The sequence below is a fragment of the Lysinibacillus sphaericus genome, assembly GCF_015844675.1.
Taxonomy (GTDB): Bacteria; Bacillota; Bacilli; order Bacillales_A; family Planococcaceae; genus Lysinibacillus; species Lysinibacillus sphaericus_E.
On record NZ_LDGC01000074.1, the window covers coordinates 1 to 20,781 of the forward strand.

Here is a 20,781-nt window from a genome sequence, read left to right on the forward strand (position 1 = left end):
TCGCTTCGGCCCTTCTTTCCGTCGCTTTGGCTCTTCTTTCCGTCGCTTTGGCTCTTCTTTCCATCGCTTTGGCTCTTCTTTCCGTCGCTCTGACTTCTTTCCGTCGCTCTGACTTCTTTCCGTCGCTTCGACTCTTTTTTCCGTCGCTTTGGCTCTTCTTTCCGTCGCTCTGACTTCGTTCCGTCGCTTTAGCTTTGCTTTCCGTCGCTTCGGCCCTTCTTTCCGTCGCTCTGACTTCGTTCCGTCGCTTTAGCTTTGCTTTCCGTCGCTTTGGCTCTTCTTTCCATCGCTTCGACTCTTTTTTCCGTCGCTTTGACTCTTCTTTCCGTCGCTTTGACTCTTCTTTCCGTCGCTCTGACTTCTTTCCGTCGCTTTAGCTCTTCTTTCCGTCGCTTTGGCCTTTCGTTCCGTCGCTCTGCCCTCTTTCCTTCACCTAGACCTTCTTCCCGTCGCCCAGACCCTTCTCCCCGTCGCTTCAGCCCTTCTTCCCGCGGCTCTAACTCTCCGTTCAACTGCTCCACCCCTTCGCTTTTCAGAACAAAAAAAGCGAGAATCCCCTTTTATTAAAGAGAATTCTCGCTTTGTAGTATTTATGCAATTGAATAAGCTTTCTGTACTTTTTCGATTGTTTCTTCATCAATTTGACCATTTGAATATAAATAAGCAATCGTTTCGCCAGCACGAACTTGGTCGCCTTTTTTGGCAATTAATTGAATACCGGCATCATAATCAAGCTCTGATTCCTTCGTTAATCGGCCTGCACCAAGACCAACGCTAGCTTCTCCGATTAATAGTGCGTTAATCGTCCCTACAGTACCTTCAGCAGATGCTTTAACAGCTACTTTATTTGCTGTTTCTTTTTGTAAGATATCTGCTAAATCGCCGCCCTGTGCTACGATAAATTCCTCGAATTTTGCAGCGGCTGAACCATCTTCTAATACTCGTTTAACAGCTGCCGTTGCTTCAGCTTCATTCACTCCAGCTGCAACTTGGTACATCAGCGAAGAGATAATAATACATTCATCTAGCAGATCTTCGTGCGTTTCGTCCATACGTCCACTTAATAAAGCAACTGCTTCTACTACTTCAAGCTTATTGCCAATCATTTTACCTAGTGGATTATCCATATCACTAATATGCGCGACTACTTTACGCCCTAGCTTTTCACCGATTGCAGTCATCGTATCAGCTAAAACTTGTGCTTCTTCTTCTGTTTTCATAAATGCACCTGAGCCACATTTAACATCTAGTACAATGCCGTCTGCACCACTTGCTATTTTCTTACTCATGATAGACGCGGCAATAAGTGGAGTTGAATCAACAGTACCTGTCACATCTCGCAACGCGTACAATTTTTTGTCAGCTGGTACAAGGTTGCCTGTTTGACCAGCAACTGCAATTTTATGTTTATTGACATTGTCGATAAATTCTTGTGATGAAAGCTCTGTTTTAAAGCCACGAATCGATTCTAATTTATCGATTGTCCCACCTGTAATGCCTAGACCCTTACCACTGAATTTTGCAACAGGAATACCAAGTGCAGCAATGATTGGAGTGACAATTAGTGTAACTTTATCGCCTACACCGCCAGTTGAATGCTTATCAATTTTAAAACCTTCAATAGATGATAAATCAATAACATCTCCAGATTCAATCATTGCTTTTGTTAAATAAAATGTTTCATCATATGTCATGCCCAATAAACGGATTGCCATTAGTAGGGAACTTGCTTGATAATCAGGAATTGCACCAGTAGTGTAACCCTCTACAAAATACTGTATTTCAGCTTGTGTAAGCTCTTTGCCTTGCTTTTTCTTTTCAAACAGCTGTGCCATATTCATATCTATTATCCCCCTTACTTCAGATCATTTAAGAAGCTTTTACCAAACTTTGGTGCTTCTACTTTGAAGTTTTCTGCAACTGTCGCTGCGATATCTGCAAAAGTTTCACGAAGTGCTAACTCACTACCACCATTAAAGCGTGGTGAATAAACAATTAACGGTACATATTCACGTGTATGGTCTGTCCCTGGGAATGTTGGGTCATTTCCGTGGTCCGCTGTAATGATTAGTAGATCATCTTCTGTCATTGCCTCAGTAATTTCTGGTAAACGTGCATCAAATTCTTGTAGTGCGTTACCATAGCCTATAGGGTCACGACGATGCCCAAAATTCGCATCAAAGTCTACTAAGTTTAAGAAGCTTATACCTTGGAAGTCACGACGTACTACCTCTGCAAATTTATCCATACCATCCGTATTATTTTTCGTACGTACTGCATCAGTAACGCCTTCACCGTTGAAAATATCAGAAATTTTCCCGATTGCGATAACGTCTAAACCTGCATCTTGTAAGACATTCATCGTTGTACGACCAAATGGTTTTAACGCATAGTCATGACGATTAGAAGTACGTGAGAAGTTTCCTGGTGTGCCGATAAATGGACGAGCAATAACACGACCAACTAAATATTCTGGTTGTAATGTTAGCTCACGAGCAATTTCACAAATTTTATATAATTCCTCTAATGGAATAATTTCTTCATGTGCAGCAATTTGTAAAACAGGGTCAGCAGATGTATAGACAATAATCGCTCCAGTCTCCATATGCTCCTTGCCAAAGTCCTCGATTACTTGTGTTCCGCTTGCAGGTTGGTTGCAAAGAACTTTGCGGCCTGTACGTTTTTCAAGCTCTGCAATAAGCTCAGCTGGGAACCCTTCCGGATATACCTTAAACGGTTTATCAATATTCAATCCCATGATTTCCCAGTGACCTGTCATCGTATCTTTACCAACAGATGCTTCTTGCATTTTTCCGTAGAATGCTTTTGGTTTGTCAGTAGCTTGTATACCTTGTAATGGTTCAATATTTGCTAAGCCGAAAGACTCCATATGTGGCATTGTAAGCCCATTCATTTTTTCAGCGATATGTCCAAGAGTATGTGAACCTACATCTCCAAAATTCGCTGCGTCTGGAGCTTCGCCAATTCCAACTGAGTCCAATACAACTACATGGATTTTCTTAAATGGTTTATTCATAATTTTGCCTCCTACTCTCATGTCTCTATTTTACCAAAAAAGCTCGAAAAATAAAGGTCAGACCTCCTACTAATTTTAAGCACGTGGATGAAATTGCTTATAAACCTCTGATAGTCGGGATTTACTAATATGTGTATAAATTTGCGTTGTGGAAATATCCGCATGCCCAAGCATCTCCTGTACTGCACGTAAATCCGCCCCGTTCTCCACTAAATGTGTTGCGAAGGAATGGCGTAATGTATGTGGCGTTAGTTCATGTTGGATGCCTGCTTTTAAAGCGTGCTCCTTCATTAATTTCCAACAACCTTGCCTTGTTAAACGTTTTCCTCTTTGATTAATAAAAAAAGCATCCGTTTTTGGGTACTTTCCTTGTAATTGACTCCGTGCGCCATCTAAATAAGTACTTAATGCAGAAAGCGCGCTTTTTCCAAGGGGAATGATTCGCTCCTTGCCTCCCTTACCAAAAACACGCACAAAGCCCATCGTTAGGTGAATATCAGTTAAGTCTAATGCAATTAGCTCACTAATGCGCATCCCTGACCCATATAATAGTTCTAGCATTGCCACATCCCGAATGCCCTGTGGCTTGCTGCGATTTGGTGACGCTAATATAGCTTCAATTTCTTCAATCGAGAGGACATTTGGTAGCTTTTGCTCAATGATTGGCATTTCTAAATGAACTGTCGGATCTGTTTCGGCTCGCTTTTCTCGAAGTAAAAATTGGTGAAAACTACGAATAGAGGAGATATGGCGGGCAACAGTACGACTTGTCTTTCCTTGCATTCGCAACTGTTCTAAATGACGCAAAATGGTCGTCCTTTCCACTTTACGAAAATCAGACATCCCTTCCGTTTCCCGCAAAAAATTCACGTAATTTTCTAAGTCTCGGCGATAGGATGCTAATGTATTATCAGATAATTGTCGCTCTACTTGGATAAAATGGATATAATCCTCTATTGCATATTGAAATTCATTCATCATAGCGCCCCCTTAACATTCTACTATCTTCCATATTAACATGTTCAATAAACCAAATGCTTGCTCTACAAAAAAAACCTCCCTTCACGCATCGTGTAAGAGAGGTAGTCCATTTATTTTTTTAATTGATACTGTCGCAAATAACCACCAGCGGCAAAACTTGCAGAAGAGACGATTAAAACAAGTAAAGCTGTCAAAATGATTTCAAATGAAAATGAAAACTGGATGAAACCATCGGAAGTTGCAAAATCGAGCTGGATATTCACAAAATAAATAATCATTAACTGTAACGCTGTAAACATACCTGCAAAGATCAAACATTCTTTCCAATTCATACGATGGACAATATATAATACATAGCCAGCTGCACTAATCAATACGATCGTGATTAGTACTAAAATAAATGATGGCAATAACGAATATTTTTCTCCTTCAAATAAACTATTATATAAATAAGACTGGTATACTTCAGATTTTTCATTATCAAAAAGGCTGTAAGTGATGCTCTCTGAAAAACCATCTAGTGATGCATTCATATGCAGCTTTGAAAAAAATGTACATATCCAATTCCAAGTACCCATATAAATACTGCTAAAAACTGAAACAGTTTCTGATTCTAAAACCTTTTTATCCAAACTAAAATAAATGTTTGAGAAATTAATAAGCAACCCAATAAATGTAATGGCTATAGAAAACATAGCATACTGCACATATTTTACTTGGTAGCTCAATTTTTCTAAAATAGATTTATTAAAATAAGTTAAAATTGCAGCAAACCCAAATATTACAATTGATAAAATAGTCGCTGAGAGAATCATATCCACAGCAGAATAATTCATTGACGCCTCCATCATAAATAGCCCTTTAGTTTCTACTTGACCAAGTTTTGTACTGAATTTTGATATGAAAGAGATAACTAACATCACAATAACATACACAATTGTTGAATAAACAATCCCTTGATATAAAGGCCAATTATTTTTCCGTGCCAGAATACCGTAAATAACACCACCTATTGCTAAAGCAACAAAGGGAATGAACATTAGCCCAAATAACACATTGTCCATAGATATATGCAAAGAATTATTATTAGTAAAACCTGTATCTAAAACAACATTCCATTCTGCTTTAACATTATGAACCACTGTCACTAAGCTTGGAAGTGAGAGTATTTTAGGTATACTTAGTTTAATACCAGACTCCTTATATATCTTATCCTCTAGCTCTGAAGGGTCACTCATAATTGCTTTAACGATCGCTGATTGTTCATGATCTAAATCAGCCGTTACTACATCCAGTAAGCTATTTTTCGCAAAGAATGTAAACATAAATATTAATAAAATGGACACAACAATAGGAACAAAAAATAATGGGTTATTTTTAAAGAAATTCACTTTTTCCTTTGAAGCAGTCTTTAATTCTTGACCTTTTATATTCCCCATGTTTGGTACATTCACATTTTTTAACGTTTCGCTTATTACTTTATTGAATGTCGTTTTTTGCTCAACTCTTTTAATAGTTATCTCACCACATTGACTACAAAACGAGCCTGATTCTTCGTTTTTTGTGCCACAAGATAAGCAAAAATCATTTGTTGTATATGTATGTTTAAATGGCTCTTTCTCAATAACTCCATTTGTCTTAGGGCAATATGTAAAATAATTAGGGTGTTGCTCATGACAATGCCTACAAGTCATTATAGCGCCCCCTGTTTCATACCACAGCATGGACAAAATAGAGCAGATTCATGTATTTCTTCAGAACAGCTTTGGCATGATTTATACACAGTATTTGGATCAATATAAGTAGGATTCAATGTACCACAATTCCCGCAAAACTTTGCATTCTCGCCTAGTTGTTGCATGCATTTTGAACACTGTTGTGATGCCGCATTTATATGTGTTATCTGCTTACCATATCGGTAGATTAAGCGATCTTGCGACGCAATTCCTAATGAGATTTCTGACAAATCATCATGATTGAGTTTTTGATTTAATAATTGTAAATGAACCAATTCTCCTAATTTAACAATCAGTTCCATTCGCTTATCTTTCGCCAATTTCAAGCCATTTTTTAAATCCTTCAACTCCATTGTACTTATATCTTTCATATCAATCATATATACACTTCCTTCACTATTTCTATCATTACCCTCCCTAATAGTATCCATTTTTTATTATTTTTTCAATAAGTTATTCTTTATTCTTCCATTTTAAATGGTATATTTATATTATATTTACAAAAAAGGAGTTTTATAATGCGCGAATGTCAGAGTTGTGGAAAACAAGTAATATCGAATGAGAAATTTTGTTTAGAATGCGGTACTAAACTCTCACCTACTCGTTCTGAGGAATCAGAAATTGTAGAAAACATCCCAAAACAACAAACCTATTTCTCTGAAACATCCAACAAAAAAGAACCTATGAGCACAGCAAAAAAGGTTATCATTAGTAGTATTTTCGCTATACTAGCATTGCTAATCGGTGGGCATTTTATTATTAAGAGCCAGATAGATCCTAAAAAACAGCTAGCTGATCTGAACAATTATTTTTCTGATGAAAATTATGAAAAATTCGCCCAATCATTCCGATTTCCTGAAGATACAATCATTGATAGTAAAGCATTTTATAACTATATGAAGGATCAAAATTGGACAAAAAATATTAATCCTGTGTTAGAGGAAAATTTGAATGAATTTATGGAAAAAGGATATACCGAACCTGTAACAAATAAGGATGATTCGAAACTAATTACGATAAAAGAAAACAATTTCTTAATATTTTACAAAAAATATACATTTGATATTCAACCAATTGAATTAAGTGTACATACTATTAGTCCTGTTAAACTTGACACAAAATTTAAATTAGGAGAATTGGTTTCTACTGATTTATCTGATGAAACAGAAAAAATTGGTAAGTTCGCCCCTGGAATTTACACTTATAGTTTAGCGTTAAAAGATGAATATTTTCAAAATGAAATTAAAGATCAGCTAATAATTTCTAATAATGAAGAGAACAAAAAGATGCTTTCAATAGATCTTGCAGATTATCAAGTACATCTTACATCTGATATTGAAGATGCAATTGTATTTATCAACGGAAAAAGTACGGGAAAAAAAGCACAAGATGTTAAGCTTTTCACGGCAAAACTAGACGATTCTGTTAAAGTACATGCTGTTAAAAAAGGACAAGATGGTCAAGAAGAGAAATCCGAAATAATAACATTAAATAATCCGCAACATCATCTTCAATTTGGCTCTATACAGACTAAACAAAGAGCTGAAGCTGAAAAAAAAGCAAATCAACAAGCATTGCAAGCTTTCCTTTCTGAATATGAAGACGTGGCTCGCTCCCTCTTCTATGATTTTCGTAATAACTACAAGTACGCTTTAGATAATGCTGATTTTAGTTATGTTCAGGATTATTTTTTAGAGGGTACACAAATACGAAGAGATTACAGTAAATTCGTAACGGATCATAACACATTTGATTACTATTCCTATGATTTCAAGTCTAATATGATTGACAAGGTATATGCTACGGATCCATCCACCATCATTCTTGATTCGACGGAAATATTTGATTTTTACCTAACAGAAGATGGTACTTGGTCATACCAGCGCGAAAAACGTTACACAATGAAACTATCAAATAATAGATTACTGATTACAGACATCCAAGACCGTTCAAAAGTTATTAAAACTAAAATTTCAGATTAAAAAAAACGTCCCAAAAAGTCATAAAACTTTTTGGGACATTTTTTTTACTTTTCTTCTGATACTTCGTCGTTTTTATCATGACAGCGCCAGCAAATGCCGTGGAAAGTTAATCGGTGGTCCTTTATAATAAAATTCCAACGTTTTTCAACAACGGCTTCCACGTCTTCAAGTAAATCTTCCTGAATTTCATCAACCGCACCACATTCGATACAAACAAGATGATGGTGGAAATGCGCAGCTCCCTCTTGGCGTAAATCATAGCGCGAAACGCCATCGCCAAAGTTGATTTTGTCGACAATTTTGAGCTCAGTTAGTAACTCTAACGTTCTATAGACAGTCGCTAGACCAATTTCTGGTGCTTTTTCTTTTACTAAAAGGTAAACATCTTCTGCACTTAGATGGTCTTCCTCGTGCTCAAGCAGTACAGCAACTGTTGCTTCTCGCTGCGGCGTCAGCTTATAACTAGCACTATGCAACTGTTTTTTTATACGATCTATTCGGCTCTCCATGTGACGCCCCCCTAAACTCTTCCCATTATACCAAAGGAATAAATCCTATTACAAGGTAGTGAGTAGATTTCGAATTTGCTTTTGTATGTTTTTACCTGACGATCAATTATGCCTCGGCATAATTGCGCCCGGAGGCTTTGGGCCAACGTTATGTTGGTCACTCAGTCGTCACCACAGGTCGTGGCGTTCTTAAACTGTGTTCCTCTGTTTCAGCAAATGTCTTTTGTACCGAAAGCGTAGCGATAGGTACAGGTTTTAGGACACCCGCTAAAAAAGGGTAAATTCCCGTGAATTGTATCTATTAGTTAATTACATAAGAAATAACAATAAACTCAGCCACTATTATGATGAAAAATGCAAAAAAATTCAACAAAATTGTCCGACCATGTATCATTTTTCCGATTTTTCTTTTTGACCAAGCTGGTACAAGTAAATTACATAGGACTAGCAACAATATACAATAGATGAGCTGAAATGGAAACCACCAAATCGTATAAACCCAGAAAGCTTCAAGTTTTTGTAATAAAAAAACCGAGCTAAAGCCAAAAAAGGTTGCACGTATCGCCACTGTAACACGTACTAAAACCTTCAGGAGACTGTGTGTTGCAAGCAATAGTATAAGAGCGATTGAAACAGCAACAGGTAACACTAAACGAAATAGAGAATGCCTGTCCCCATCTATTAAACGAGGCTCTATAAATGAAATAAAAGGCTCCGCATTCGGCCCACCAATAATATGAAATAAGATAACGCCACAAACGAAACTCACCGCAATAATGGATGCGTGATAAAATATAGACACCGTACGAGACATAAACATGCTCCTTTTCTATCAAGGTTTGTACAGCTTATGCTCGTCCGCTTCTATTATGCAAAAGATTATTATCTTATTGTGCTGCAAGCCAAAGTACTGCAAACGCTGTCTTAGCATCGTATATACGCTCATCTGCAACCATTTGCCCCGCCTCTTCCAACGAAACTTCTACTAATTCGACAAACTCATCCTCATCTAGATTTGCTTTGTTTTCAATTTTATATAAATCTTTTGCTACAAATAGATGGATGATCTCATCTGCGAAGCCCGGGGATGTTGCAAACGCTTGTAAATACGTTAAGCTTTGTGCACCGTAACCTGTTTCTTCCTCCAGCTCACGTCGAGCCGTCACAATCGGCTCCTCACCAGGTTCAAGCTTACCAGCTGGAATTTCAACAATTGAACGTTCTAAAGCTTTGCGAAATTGCTCCACTAGTACTAACTTTCCTTCATCGGTAACAGCAATAACTGCCACTGCACCAGGATGTTTAATAATTTCTCTTTTTGCAACATTACCATTCGGTAAAGTGACATCGTCAACTTGTAGTTTCACAATTTTCCCGTCATAAATGGGTGTAGTCTTTGTCGTTTTTTCTTCAAACTTTTTCATTGACTATAACCTCGCTTGTTCTTCAGATACGTTCATTGTACCATTACAAGTAGAGAAATCGAAGGAGGGCATTGGTATGAAAAAAAGACAGCTTGGCTCAAGTGAATTGTTTATTTCAGAGATTAGTTTAGGAGGCATGTCTCTTTCGACAGATAAGATAAAGGCTGCTGAAATCGTTGATATGGCATTAGATGCAGGCATTAATTACATCGATACAGCCGATTTATATGATTTTGGGGCAAATGAAGAAATGATCGGCGCTATTTTAGGAAAGCGTCGTCAAGATGTTATAGTCGCGACGAAAGTGGGTAATCGATGGACAGAAGGTGTAGAAGGGTGGCATTGGGATGCATCTCCGTCCTATATAAAGGAGGCTCTATATGCTAGCTTAAAACGCCTAGGTACTGACTATATTGATGTTTACCAGTTACATGGCGGTACTATAGGGGACGATTGGGATGGAATTATCGACACTTTTGAAGATTTAAAAAAGGATGGATTAATTCGAGAATATGGTATTTCCTCTATTCGACCAAATGTACTAAAGCGTTTTTTACCAGCAAGCTCTGCAAAAAGTGTCATGATGCAATATAGTGCTTTAGATCGTCGTCCAGAGGAATGGCTCGACTTTATCGCAAATGAAGGGGCTTCTGTTGTAACGCGTGGGACTGTTGCAAAGGGTTTACTAACGGATAGTTGGAAAGAACGTTTACAGCGTGTCAATGGCTTTAACACTTACACAAAGGACGAATTAACTGCTGCATTGACAGGCTTATCATCACATTATAACGATTTACACGCACTAGCAATCGCTTTTAATCTAAAGGAATCTACTATCGCCTCAACAGTAATTGGTGCAAGCTCACAAGAACAGCTGGCACAAACACTAGCTGCCTATGAAAAAATTGATTCGATATTAGATTTTAAAGCTATCAAAGAGCTAACGAAAGCCGAACAATATATGGATCACCGATGAAAAAATGGCTTATCTTAATTATATTTTTAGTAGTACTTGCGATTTCCTCCAGTATGACCTATGAGCAACAGTCTATTATTCCTGAGTTGGAGCAGATATTAGTAAATAAGCCGTTTGAAAAGCAATTATCTATTTTAAAAATTCCATATTGGGATACAGTTGTTTCCGTTGAAGAGCGTGGTTACTTTAAGTTTGTAGAATTTTTAATTCGGAAATTCACGCATTTTGCTGGATTCGGCTGCATCGCACTTGGCATTTACTTTGCATGGGGAAAACGTCGATTCGCCGCAGGAGTCGCTATTGCCGGGACAGCTCTTATTGCAACGCTTGATGAGCTACGTCAAAGCTTCACACCCGGACGCACGATGAGCGGACAGGATGTTATTTTGGATACCGCTGGAGCAATTGTATTTGTTGGGATTGTAGTGCTTGTGAGGAAGATTTTTAAAAGGCAAAGGGCGCGTTAAAAGCACCCTTTGTCTTTTAGTATGATGTTATACGAATCTCCAGAAATATAGTTCTTCAGATTCTGAATATAACATTGCACCTGCTTTTTGTAATACTTTATGGGAGGCAATATTATTTTTATCAGTGTCAGCAATCACATACTTAACATTAGATTGACTGAGTAACCAATCTTTCATCAACCTAACAGTATCTGTCATGTAGCCATTTCCCTGATACTGTGGAAATGTATAATATCCGATTACGACTTCACCTAGCTCATTCGGTAGACCTTTTAGCATAATGCCACCAACGATACAGTTTTTTTCTTTCGATACGATTACCCAATTCGTATACCAAATATAATCTTCTTCATCTTCTAATACTTTTGATAGTCTAAACTTCAAAGCTTGTCTTAGTTCTTCATCAAGAAAAACTTCATTACTACTCACTGACAATTCTATTTCCAATGTTTTTTCTTCATTAATTAGTAATTCTAAATACTTTGCGTTTAATGGGATTACTCTTAATCTTTTCGTGCTTAATTCAATCATTTTTTCTCTCCTATCTTAGATTTATCTAAAACTATTAAGAGATATATGTATTGGCAGCGTCCCCCGTTTTTTATTTTTCAAATAAATTTTGATCTAATCACCATTGAGTGGACTTGATTTCCGTTCCGGCTGGGCGCTTTTATTCAGCCTCCACTACAATCAACATATTACACGGCAATTTGCTTATAAAACGAAATATCCAACTTTTAAGTGATTATTCTTAATTTTATCAGTAAAGCAATAATAGAGAAATTATAATTTATCTATTAAGAAGTAATAAATTCTCCTAATCGAGATCGTACAATAAAATTTTCGCTCGTGTACTTAAAAATTTACAGATCATCACATCCGGGATTTATCGAAACAAAATCGCTCTTTATCGAAACTATTTGAGCTTTTATCGAAACAAAATCTCATTTTATCGAAACTTTTTGGGCTTTTATCGAAAAACAAGCTCTTTCTAGCAAAGAAATCAGTATTGTTCCGATAAAACATAAAAACAGCGAACCCGCATACATTCGGATTCACTGTTTTAAATTTAAAATTTCGAGCCTTTATCGCCGTATTCGTTTAGAAGTTCTTCAAACGATTTGTTTTTTTCGCGTTGCTTGCGTTCAAAGGCTAGCTTTGCTTGGCGCTCTTCTTCAGCGGCTTGTTCTTTAACTGTTAAATCTTGCTTTGCAGCTTTTAATTTGGCTAGCACGTCACCGCCTAGCTGATCGGCTAATGTCACTGCCTCCTGCTTTGGTAGACTAGCTGTTATGCTACTATCCACGCGTTGCTGCTGTTTTCGTTTTTTTCCCATTGCATTTCACCTTCTTATTCACTTCAAGGGCGCTTGACAATTGTTGCTACGCCTTGCCCACCACCGATACATAGTGTTGCGAGACCTGTTTTTGCATCACGCTTTTCCATCTCATGTAAAAGCGTTACTAAAATACGTGCTCCACTTGCACCAATTGGATGACCAAGGGCAATTGCTCCCCCGTTCACATTTAGTTTATCATGATTAAAGCCTAGTTCGCGATCTACAGCAATCGATTGAGCTGCAAAAGCTTCATTCGCTTCAATTAAATCTATATTATCTAATGTCACATCAGCCTTTGCTAATGCTTTCTTTACTGCCGTTACTGGACCTGTTCCCATAATAGCTGGGTCAACACCTGCGCTTGCATTCGCTGTAATTAGTGCCATTGGTCGAATGCCTAGCTCTTCTGCTTTTTCTTTCGACATGACAACGACTGCCGCTGCGCCATCGTTAATGCCGGATGCATTTGCAGCTGTCACAGAACCATCCTTTTTAAAGGCAGGACGTAGTTTAGATAGAGACTCAGCTGTAACGCCTTGACGCGGGAATTCATCCTTATCAAAAACAATAGGATCCCCCTTGCGCTGAGGAATTTCAACCGCTATGATTTCATCGTTAAACTTTCCTGCTGTAATTGCCGCTTCTGCACGCTGTTGTGAACGTGCTGCAAAGGCGTCTTGTTCCTCACGTGAAATCTCATAGACATCACATAAATTTTCAGCTGTAACGCCCATATGGTAGTCATTAAAGGCACACCATAATCCGTCATGAATCATCGTATCGACTACTTTTTGATCCCCCATGCGGAAGCCTTCTCGTGCATTTTTTAATACATACGGTGCTTGGCTCATATTTTCAAAGCCACCTGCAACGACAATATCCGCATCCCCTGCTAGAATGGCTTGCGTCGCTAAGTGAACAGCTTTTAGTCCTGAGCCACAAACTTTATTAATCGTTAATGCAGATACTTCATGTGGTAAACCTGCTGCAATTGCTGCTTGACGAGCTGGATTTTGTCCAAGCCCAGCTGATAAGACATTCCCCATAATGACCTCGTCAACTTTTTCACCTGCAACACCAGCACGTGCTAATGCTTCTTTAATAACTATGCTCCCTAATTTTGTCGCTGGTACGTCCTTTAATGTTCCTTGGAATGAACCAATAGCTGTACGTACTGAACTTACTATTACTACCTCATTTGTCATAAACATTCTCCCCTTTTCCCCGTTCAAAAATGAACACTGCATGCATATGCTACTAGCAGATATATCTATTTTAACAAATATTTTGACGATTTTCGATAATAGAAATAATCGCAGTTTTGCCAAAGATATTGTAAAATGTTGACGTGTTTTAAACAATCTCAGTTGGGAACATTACAATTAAGCAAAGTGCATACATACGAAAGATGTCGTTAGTATGCCTAGACAACAAAAGAAACAGGACGTGGAGGTGTTAATAATGAAAAAGAAAATGCTTTTATTTTCAGGTATAACGACGACGCTTGCCGCAGCAGCAACAGGTCTGTTTGGCTTCGCGCTCTCCAATAAATTAATGTTTATTAAGCAAAAGGATCCTGAATTTGTTCGTGAACGTGAAACGACTGCAAAACGTTTTGACGAAGCTTGGTACAATAAAAATTTAAAATGTGAATTGAATATTGACTCTCCAAATGGCTATACGATTCGCGGTATTATGTTTCAGCCATTGGAAACAAACAATACCATCATTATTTGCCATGGCGTAACGGAAAATAAAATTAACTCCGTCAAATACGCTCGACTTTTTGAACGGCTTGGTTACAATTCCGTTATTTTTGACCATCGTAGGCATGGGGAAACTGGTGGGAAAACGACTAGCTACGGCTATTATGAAAAAAATGACCTTGACGCAGTTGTCAAAACTGTCCAGGCAATGATTGGTGAAGACGCTCTTCTTGGTATTCATGGTGAATCGATGGGTGCCGCAACAATGCTCCTATATGCAGGAACTGTAGAGGACGGTGCGGATTTCTATATTTCTGATTGTGCGTTCTCAGATTTTTCAATGCTGTTAAAACAAATTGCGAAAACCGAATTTAAATACGGTTCGATTATTCCTATTCGTTTTGCCGATTTCTTCGTCCGCTTGCGAGACGGTTATTCCTTTAAAAGCGTGACCCCTTCTGAAGCTGTGACAAATATTGAAAAGCCAGTACTCTTTATCCATAGTATTCCTGACACATTTATTCCAGCTTCCATGTCACTGGATTTATACAATAAAAAAACTGGGCCTAAGAAGCTACAGCTATTTGATAATGGTGCTCATGCACAATCCTTTAATGAAAATATGGCTGAATATGAGGATTTAATCCATGATTTTTTAGAAAACTTCATCTACCAAAAAATAAATCGTGATTCATCTTCGTCCAATGTCATTCCATTTCATTTTTGAGAGAAGCTACGAAAAAAAGGCAGAAATGTTGATTTAACAACTTTTCTGCCTTTCATTTTATTCTGCAAAAACGATATGCCATTCATCGCGTTTTGCTAAAAATTCTTTAGCTAACGCTTGTGCACCCTCTAGACTATGGCTAGCGGCCCAGCCGCATTGCACTTCATTGCACGCCGGAACTGCAGTGGCCTTTGTTACATCTGTAAATGTTTTTTCTAAAATATTCAATAAATCTTCGTAATCATTGTGATTGATTAGTGATACATAAAAGCCCGTTTGGCATCCCATTGGACTGAAATCAACAATATGATCAGAGTAATTGCGGATCATGTCTGCCGATAAATGCTCTAAGGAATGTAATGCAGGCATTTGCATATGCTCTTTATTAGGCTGTTTAAGTCGAATATCATATTTGTACACTTCATCGCCATTTTTTCCCGTTTTAACACCTGCTAAACGTACATATGGCGCTTTTACTTTCGTATGATCTAAATCAAAGCTTTCAACATTTGTTTTTTCTTTCTGCAATACACACAACTCCTTTAAATAGAATATTTCCATTATAACGAGTTTTCCGATAGAATTATATGTTTTTTTACAAATTATTTATACAATTCACAAAAATCGATATTATCCGAAGGTTTTACTTACCACTGAAAAAACTAAAAAAGCAACTGGCCCAGGCTTGGACTAGTTGCTTTTTAAAAATTCCAATTATTTTTGGAATTTATTCATTTGTGACATCATTTGGCGTACTTGCTTTTCAGACGGCGTACGACCCATCTGCGCCATCATCATACGAATCATTTGCTCGTTAATCGGTGGGTTTTCTTTTAAATATTTCATCATAGCTTGACGAGCTAAAAAGAACCCAAGTGCTGCGCCCGCTGCTAATGCGATAATTACAATAATAATCCAGCCCCATGTAGGCATACAACCAACCTCCTCCACTACAATATATACCGAGAAAAAAACTCTCCACGCTCCATTATACACCAAATATTAGCGTGTTACTATATATTGTAGTGAAATTTCCTAATGCATTGTATACTTCATTGGCTTTAGCCACCCACACTCATTATCTTGTTTATTAAATGCTATAAAGCGTTCACTCATCTTTGCAAGCATTTGGAATAAATCCAAATCAAGCATCCGTGAACCCTCACAATAGACACAAATTTTGCGTTCCACTAAATAAATAGCCATTTTTCCTTTTATAGGATGTTCTAAAAATAATGCATTACGAGCTCTCTCTAAATGTGCATACTTGGAATCTAGTTGCGCCTCTAGCATCGTAGCTATCTCATCGAAGCGAACGGTTTCACATATATATGCAAGTTCTTTTAAGGATTTCTCGTTAGCGTCTTCACAGCCTTGCATCATCTCTAATAACTTACGCTCTCTGCCAAAAATAAACGTTAAATGCTCTTCTTTTATTTTATATATGGAATAGGTTCTCACTAGAAATCCTCCTTCGCTCATTTCTTTTTCATAAGTATAGCTCATCCAAACTCTTTAATTTGTCAAAAGAAGGAGGCATTCATCTTCTATTTTTGTCGAAAACATTCTACTTTCAGTTCTATTAATTACATTATGGCTAATTGCATTTTCGCTTTTTTATACTACTTAGAATACTCTCAGCCTCAAGACCTAGAGTTAAATCAATTTCTAGTCCGTTTTAGCAAAGCGCGCTAATAGGTAATATAAAGGTATCAACGAAAGGAGCTAAAACATATGAGAAAATTTTTTCTACTAATAGGAGGCTTTATCGCAGGATGTGTTGCACTTGCTTTAACTGGACCGCTTGCAGGGCTACTATTTTCAGGATTGTTTGTAGCACTCGGTATGCACTTCTACACTGCGAGTAAATCGTCATTCGGCAAAATTTTATGGGTTACAGTAGGTCTGATAGGTGTTCTATCAGCAATATCTAATATTCCTGCAATGATTGGTTTAGCAGCAATCGCTGTCATCTACGTTATCTATAAAAAATGGAACAACGAAGATGTAAAAATCCCAACAATTGAAGCTAAAGAAGGAGATCCGTTTACAAACTTTGAAAAAGAATGGTCTAACTTAACAAAATAAAAGGAGCGAATTTACATGAACTTATTTCAACGTTTTAAATATACAATAGAGGCAGACTTGCATCATTTATTTGATAAGAAAGAACAAAAAAATCCAATTGCTATGTTAAACCAATACATTCGTGAAGCAGAAAAACAAACAGAGCAAACTGGAAAATTATTAGAGCGTCAAGGTCAATTAAAGGAAAAACTAGAGCAGGAATTTAAGCAAAATGCAGATTTACTAGCTAAACGTGAAGCTCAACTTAAATTAGCGACTACTAGCGGTGAGCAAGATTTAATCGATTTTGCTACTGATGAAGTAGCTGCTTACACAGCACGTAACAATATATTACAAACTAGTATTGAAGCAAGCACACGTGAATACTTCGAGCTTGAACGCAAATTTGAAACGATGAAACACAAAATTAAAGATATGAAAGTGCGTCAATTACAGCTTATGGGCAAAGAAAACGTCACACGCGCTCACCATCAAATGGACGGAATGATTGCTAAAAACAATAAGACCAACTTTGAAGATTTAGAATCATACATCGATAAGCTTGCTTACCAAATCGACAAAGATCATGAAGTAACATCTTTCGAAACTCGTCTTGCACAGCTTGAAAAAAATGCCGCAGAAGATAACGCACCACTGCTAATTGAAAATAAATAACATGTTATAATAAAAAGAAATGCGCCGTATTTAGAGGCGCATTCTTTCACGTTTTGAAATAGAGGGACCCATTCCCTCTCTTATACTCTTAGTAGAAAGAAGGGTGACCCTCTTGCAAAATTTCACAACTAATAAGCTCACTTTTTGGGTACTATGCTTCTTTTTACTCGTTTTTGTTGAGCTCACAATTTTTAATAACGGCGGCGCCTTTTGTCTATTGATTGGAGTAGGACTTCTTTATTTAAGTTTCTCGAAAAAAAATCGTTTCTTTAAATGGACGGGAATTTTCTTTATCTCGATTGCACTCTTTACGATGTGGAGTTTACGCTTATTTATCGTCATTATTCTTTTATATATGCTCTATCAATACTTACAAAGAGAAAATACGGCCAAAGTTGTTGGTGCGGAGCTTTTCGAAAAGCTTCCCGCTACAAAAAGTGATTTATTCGGTACATTGCCGGCACCAGTAGAAGCTTATAAATGGCAAGATGTCCAAATACAACGACTTGCAGGCGACATTACGATTGACACAACACAAACAATTTTACCTACCGGCACAAGTATTATTACGATTCGACAAGGCATTGGTAAGGTACAAATTTATATCCCATATGAAATTCCATTCCGCTTACACTACACAACATTGTTTGGTGAATTAAAGTGCCTACATGTTGGGCCACAACGTATACTCAATGAAAGTGTAAGTTTCTCAGATGGAAACCCTGAGGATGCAAAGCGTACCCTTGTTATACATGTTGCAACATGGCTTGGGGACTTGGAGGTGCTACGTAAATGATTGCCTTTATCTCAAGAATATTTACCCTACTTTTTATATTAATGAGTGCTGCATTCGGTCTTCTTGTCGTTGTTTGGGGTGAACCAAACGAGAAAACATGGGAGCCCTTATGGCAACAGAATTATAATAATATCCCACTCGGTGGTTTTATTGTCGTCATTCTTTTTGCACTTAGTTTACTGATTGCTAGCTGGATTAGTATGACTGCCCGTGCTAGAGAAGCTCAGGCGACCCGTATCGTGAAACAGTTAGTTGAACCTGATTTTGCCTTACCTAAAAAACAACCTTTACCAAAACCTTTGAAGAAAGCTTTAGTTCAAACAAGTGAGTTAATTGATACGCAACGAAAAAGCTTACAGCGCTTATCCAATGAACGTGCAGAAGCTAATGATAAAATTATTCAAGAGCGAATTATTGCTGAGCGTCAACGTCTCGCTCGTGAGCTCCATGATTCAGTATCACAGCAATTATTTGCAGCTTCGATGTTGCTTTCCGCCTTAACTGAAACCGATGAAAATGCTACGAGCTTAAAGCAAGTCGAAAAAATTGTGCAACAGGCACAGCTGGAAATGCGTGCATTATTATTACACTTACGCCCTGTTGCTCTGCATAATAAAACGCTGGCACAAGGTCTTGAGGAACTAATAATTGAGCTACAGCAAAAGGTATTTTTTCATATTGAATATGAACTTGAGGAAATGTCGTTATCCAAAGCGGAAGAGGATCATTTATTCCGTATTGCACAGGAGGCGTTATCGAATACACTACGTCATGCCAAAGCGAGCGAAGTTGAATTATTGCTCGTTGCACGCGATGACTTAGCAATTTTACGTATTCAGGACAATGGCCTCGGCTTTGATGTCGAAGCCGATAAATCTACTTCTTATGGACTGCAAAATATCGCTGAACGCGCTGTGGAGATAGGCTGTACTTACAAAATTGTGTCAGTACCTGGTGAAGGAACAATTGTAGAGGTGAAAACCCCTTTACAAAAGGAGGTTGAAGTGAATGATTCAAGTGTTAATAGTGGATGACCATGAGATGGTTCGTATCGGTGTATCTGCCTATTTGTCAGCACAACCAGATATCACCGTTGTAGGTGAAGCTGAAAATGGTAAAGAGGCAGTGGAACGTGCTCTCGCCTTGCGTCCAGACATTATTTTAATGGACAATGTGATGCCAGTCATGACAGGAGCTGAGGCGACAGCTGAGATTTTAGCTGCATGGCCAGAAGCAAAAATTATGATGGTGACAAGTTTTTTAGATGATGATAAAGTCTATCCTGCATTAGAGGCTGGTGCAGTCAGCTATATTTTAAAAACATCAAATGCGAAGCAAATCGCCGATGCCATTCGTAAAACAATGGGCGGTGAAACCGTTCTAGAGCCAGAAGTAACATCAAAAATGATGCATCGCATGCGCCACGGCTCTAGTACCCCACTGTATGAGCAGCTTACCGATCGTGAAATGGAAGTATTATTGCTCATGGCTAAAGGTAAAGCAAATCAGGAAATCGCCGATGACTTATACATTGCTTTAAAGACTGTGAAAACACATGTTAGCAATATTTTAGCGAAGCTTGATGTTCAAGATCGCACACAAGCCGTTGTCTACGCTTTTCAAAACGGGCTTGCAAAATAAGTTTTTCAAAAAAATACGAAACTGCATATTTATCAATGCAGTTTCGTATTTTTCAATTTAATCTATTAAAAAATTCTTGAAGCTCGTTTACATTTTCAACTATGTATGTTGCTTGTGCATCCGTTAATTCGTCAAGTGAGCCATAGCCATAAGTAACACCGATCGAATCCATTTGATTTTCGTGTGCCCCTACAATATCGTATTTACGATCTCCAATCATAATAAATTGATCGTTATTCGCTTCATTAAAATGTTCGCGTGCAAATGTGATGACTTCCCCTTTTGCTGAACGTGTGCCATCTAAATTACTACCTGCGACAAGTTCAAAAAAATGTTCAATATTGAAATATTGTAAAATCTGTTCTGCAAATACGGTTGGCTTAGATGTAGCTATTGCTAACTGATATCCCTCTTTCTGTAAATACTCTAATAATGAAAATATATTTTCATACAAATTATTCTCATACAGGCCGATTTGGATAAAACGTTCACGGTAATAGGCAATCGCTTGCTGTATTCGAACATCATCCAATCCATATATTTCTCGAAATGATACTTGTAAAGGTGGCCCAATAAACGTTTCAAGTTTATTTAAGTTTTCTTCAACTATACCAATTTTTTGTAAAGCGTATTGAACAGATTTCGTTATCCCTACTTTAGGATCAGATAGTGTGCCGTCTAAATCAAATAAAACAACGCTATACTTTTTCATACCTAG

At 37.6% G+C, this 20,781-nt stretch carries 24 protein-coding genes; 9 read left to right on the top strand and 15 right to left on the bottom strand.

The window, feature by feature from the left end; all coding sequences use genetic code 11:
* Positions 1 to 590: 590 nt before the first annotated feature.
* From ABE34_RS18645 to ABE34_RS18665, 5 genes are all read right to left on the bottom strand, one after another.
* Positions 591 to 1,841 (bottom strand): thymidine phosphorylase, encoded by a 1,251-nt coding sequence (locus ABE34_RS18645; RefSeq protein ID WP_197143960.1) that lies wholly within the window; start codon positions 1,839 to 1,841, stop codon positions 591 to 593.
* A 14-nt stretch (positions 1,842 to 1,855) separates the two neighbouring features.
* Positions 1,856 to 3,037, bottom strand: a complete 1,182-nt coding sequence (deoB, locus tag ABE34_RS18650; RefSeq protein WP_197143961.1) for a phosphopentomutase — start codon at positions 3,035 to 3,037, stop codon at positions 1,856 to 1,858.
* A 75-nt stretch (positions 3,038 to 3,112) separates the two neighbouring features.
* Positions 3,113 to 4,015 (bottom strand): site-specific tyrosine recombinase XerD, encoded by a 903-nt coding sequence (gene xerD / locus ABE34_RS18655; RefSeq protein WP_079560699.1) that lies wholly within the window; start codon positions 4,013 to 4,015, stop codon positions 3,113 to 3,115.
* Between the two features lie 113 nt (positions 4,016 to 4,128).
* Positions 4,129 to 5,712 carry a zinc ribbon domain-containing protein gene (locus ABE34_RS18660; protein WP_197143962.1) on the bottom strand — a complete coding sequence of 528 codons (1,584 nt, stop codon included), beginning with the start codon at positions 5,710 to 5,712 and terminating at the stop codon, positions 4,129 to 4,131.
* Positions 5,712 to 6,134, bottom strand: coding sequence for a zinc ribbon domain-containing protein (locus tag ABE34_RS18665; RefSeq protein ID WP_197229946.1), 423 nt, complete (start codon positions 6,132 to 6,134; stop codon positions 5,712 to 5,714). Before ABE34_RS18665 ends, ABE34_RS18660 begins: the two co-directional genes overlap by 1 nt.
* A 138-nt stretch (positions 6,135 to 6,272) precedes the next feature.
* Between ABE34_RS18665 and ABE34_RS18670 the strand changes: the two genes are divergently transcribed.
* Complete coding sequence (locus ABE34_RS18670; RefSeq protein WP_197143964.1) at positions 6,273 to 7,736, top strand: TcaA 3rd/4th domain-containing protein; 1,464 nt, start codon at positions 6,273 to 6,275, stop codon at positions 7,734 to 7,736.
* A 44-nt stretch (positions 7,737 to 7,780) separates the two neighbouring features.
* Here the strand turns inward: ABE34_RS18670 and ABE34_RS18675 are convergent, their stop codons facing one another.
* The 3 genes from ABE34_RS18675 to ABE34_RS18685 form a co-directional block, all read right to left on the bottom strand.
* The gene (locus tag ABE34_RS18675; protein ID WP_132363163.1) at positions 7,781 to 8,245 is read right to left on the bottom strand and encodes a Fur family transcriptional regulator; all 465 of its coding nucleotides are present in this window, start codon (positions 8,243 to 8,245) and stop codon (positions 7,781 to 7,783) included.
* Positions 8,246 to 8,546: 301 nt separating this feature from the next.
* A complete protein-coding gene (locus ABE34_RS18680) occupies positions 8,547 to 9,059 on the bottom strand; it encodes a hypothetical protein (protein ID WP_241747230.1) in 513 nt (170 codons plus the stop codon).
* A gap of 73 nt (positions 9,060 to 9,132) precedes the next feature.
* On the bottom strand, positions 9,133 to 9,669 hold the full coding sequence (locus ABE34_RS18685) for an NUDIX domain-containing protein (RefSeq protein WP_197143966.1): 537 nt from the start codon (positions 9,667 to 9,669) through the stop codon (positions 9,133 to 9,135).
* Between the two features lie 76 nt (positions 9,670 to 9,745).
* Here ABE34_RS18685 and ABE34_RS18690 point away from each other — a divergent pair, with 76 nt between their 5' ends.
* Together ABE34_RS18690 and ABE34_RS18695 are read left to right on the top strand one after the other, a co-directional pair.
* A complete protein-coding gene (locus ABE34_RS18690) occupies positions 9,746 to 10,645 on the top strand; it encodes an aldo/keto reductase (protein ID WP_197143967.1) in 900 nt (299 codons plus the stop codon).
* The gene (locus tag ABE34_RS18695) at positions 10,642 to 11,112 is read left to right on the top strand and encodes a VanZ family protein (RefSeq protein ID WP_197143968.1); all 471 of its coding nucleotides are present in this window, start codon (positions 10,642 to 10,644) and stop codon (positions 11,110 to 11,112) included. The genes ABE34_RS18690 and ABE34_RS18695 overlap by 4 nt, the downstream gene beginning before the upstream one ends.
* Before the next feature lie 27 nt (positions 11,113 to 11,139).
* Here ABE34_RS18695 and ABE34_RS18700 read toward each other — a convergent pair whose 3' ends face one another.
* The 3 genes from ABE34_RS18700 to ABE34_RS18710 form a co-directional block, all read right to left on the bottom strand.
* Positions 11,140 to 11,643, bottom strand: coding sequence for a GNAT family N-acetyltransferase (locus tag ABE34_RS18700; protein WP_197143969.1), 504 nt, complete (start codon positions 11,641 to 11,643; stop codon positions 11,140 to 11,142).
* A 538-nt stretch (positions 11,644 to 12,181) separates the two neighbouring features.
* Entirely contained in the window at positions 12,182 to 12,448 is a 267-nt protein-coding gene (locus tag ABE34_RS18705; RefSeq protein WP_197143970.1) for a YqkE family protein, read from the bottom strand.
* A 23-nt stretch (positions 12,449 to 12,471) separates the two neighbouring features.
* Complete coding sequence (locus ABE34_RS18710) at positions 12,472 to 13,656, bottom strand: acetyl-CoA C-acetyltransferase (protein ID WP_197143971.1); 1,185 nt, start codon at positions 13,654 to 13,656, stop codon at positions 12,472 to 12,474.
* A gap of 256 nt (positions 13,657 to 13,912) precedes the next feature.
* On the opposite strand from ABE34_RS18710, the gene ABE34_RS18715 reads away from it, so the two are divergent.
* Positions 13,913 to 14,884, top strand: a complete 972-nt coding sequence (locus ABE34_RS18715; RefSeq protein ID WP_197143972.1) for an alpha/beta hydrolase — start codon at positions 13,913 to 13,915, stop codon at positions 14,882 to 14,884.
* Positions 14,885 to 14,941: 57 nt separating this feature from the next.
* Here ABE34_RS18715 and ABE34_RS18720 read toward each other — a convergent pair whose 3' ends face one another.
* The 3 genes from ABE34_RS18720 to sirA all read right to left on the bottom strand — a co-directional run bounded on the left by ABE34_RS18720 (position 14,942) and on the right by sirA (position 16,345).
* Complete coding sequence (locus ABE34_RS18720; RefSeq protein ID WP_197143973.1) at positions 14,942 to 15,445, bottom strand: S-ribosylhomocysteine lyase; 504 nt, start codon at positions 15,443 to 15,445, stop codon at positions 14,942 to 14,944.
* 153 nt (positions 15,446 to 15,598) lie between these two features.
* Entirely contained in the window at positions 15,599 to 15,817 is a 219-nt protein-coding gene (locus ABE34_RS18725) for a YneF family protein (protein ID WP_049668607.1), read from the bottom strand.
* Positions 15,818 to 15,919: 102 nt separating this feature from the next.
* Positions 15,920 to 16,345 (bottom strand): sporulation inhibitor of replication protein SirA, encoded by a 426-nt coding sequence (gene sirA, locus ABE34_RS18730; protein ID WP_053483154.1) that lies wholly within the window; start codon positions 16,343 to 16,345, stop codon positions 15,920 to 15,922.
* A 273-nt stretch (positions 16,346 to 16,618) separates the two neighbouring features.
* Here sirA and ABE34_RS18735 point away from each other — a divergent pair, with 273 nt between their 5' ends.
* From ABE34_RS18735 to ABE34_RS18755, 5 genes are all read left to right on the top strand, one after another.
* Positions 16,619 to 16,972, top strand: coding sequence for an ABC transporter permease (locus tag ABE34_RS18735; RefSeq protein WP_197143974.1), 354 nt, complete (start codon positions 16,619 to 16,621; stop codon positions 16,970 to 16,972).
* Between the two features lie 15 nt (positions 16,973 to 16,987).
* Entirely contained in the window at positions 16,988 to 17,626 is a 639-nt protein-coding gene (locus ABE34_RS18740) for a PspA/IM30 family protein (protein ID WP_197143975.1), read from the top strand.
* A gap of 103 nt (positions 17,627 to 17,729) precedes the next feature.
* A complete protein-coding gene (gene liaF, locus ABE34_RS18745; RefSeq protein ID WP_346655586.1) occupies positions 17,730 to 18,422 on the top strand; it encodes a cell wall-active antibiotics response protein LiaF in 693 nt (230 codons plus the stop codon).
* Entirely contained in the window at positions 18,419 to 19,456 is a 1,038-nt protein-coding gene (locus ABE34_RS18750; RefSeq protein WP_197143977.1) for a sensor histidine kinase, read from the top strand. The genes liaF and ABE34_RS18750 overlap by 4 nt, the downstream gene beginning before the upstream one ends.
* Complete coding sequence (locus tag ABE34_RS18755) at positions 19,431 to 20,063, top strand: response regulator transcription factor (RefSeq protein ID WP_197143978.1); 633 nt, start codon at positions 19,431 to 19,433, stop codon at positions 20,061 to 20,063. The genes ABE34_RS18750 and ABE34_RS18755 overlap by 26 nt, the downstream gene beginning before the upstream one ends.
* A gap of 52 nt (positions 20,064 to 20,115) precedes the next feature.
* Here the strand turns inward: ABE34_RS18755 and ABE34_RS18760 are convergent, their stop codons facing one another.
* Complete coding sequence (locus ABE34_RS18760) at positions 20,116 to 20,775, bottom strand: HAD family hydrolase (protein WP_197143979.1); 660 nt, start codon at positions 20,773 to 20,775, stop codon at positions 20,116 to 20,118.
* Between the last annotated feature and the right edge of the window lie 6 nt (positions 20,776 to 20,781).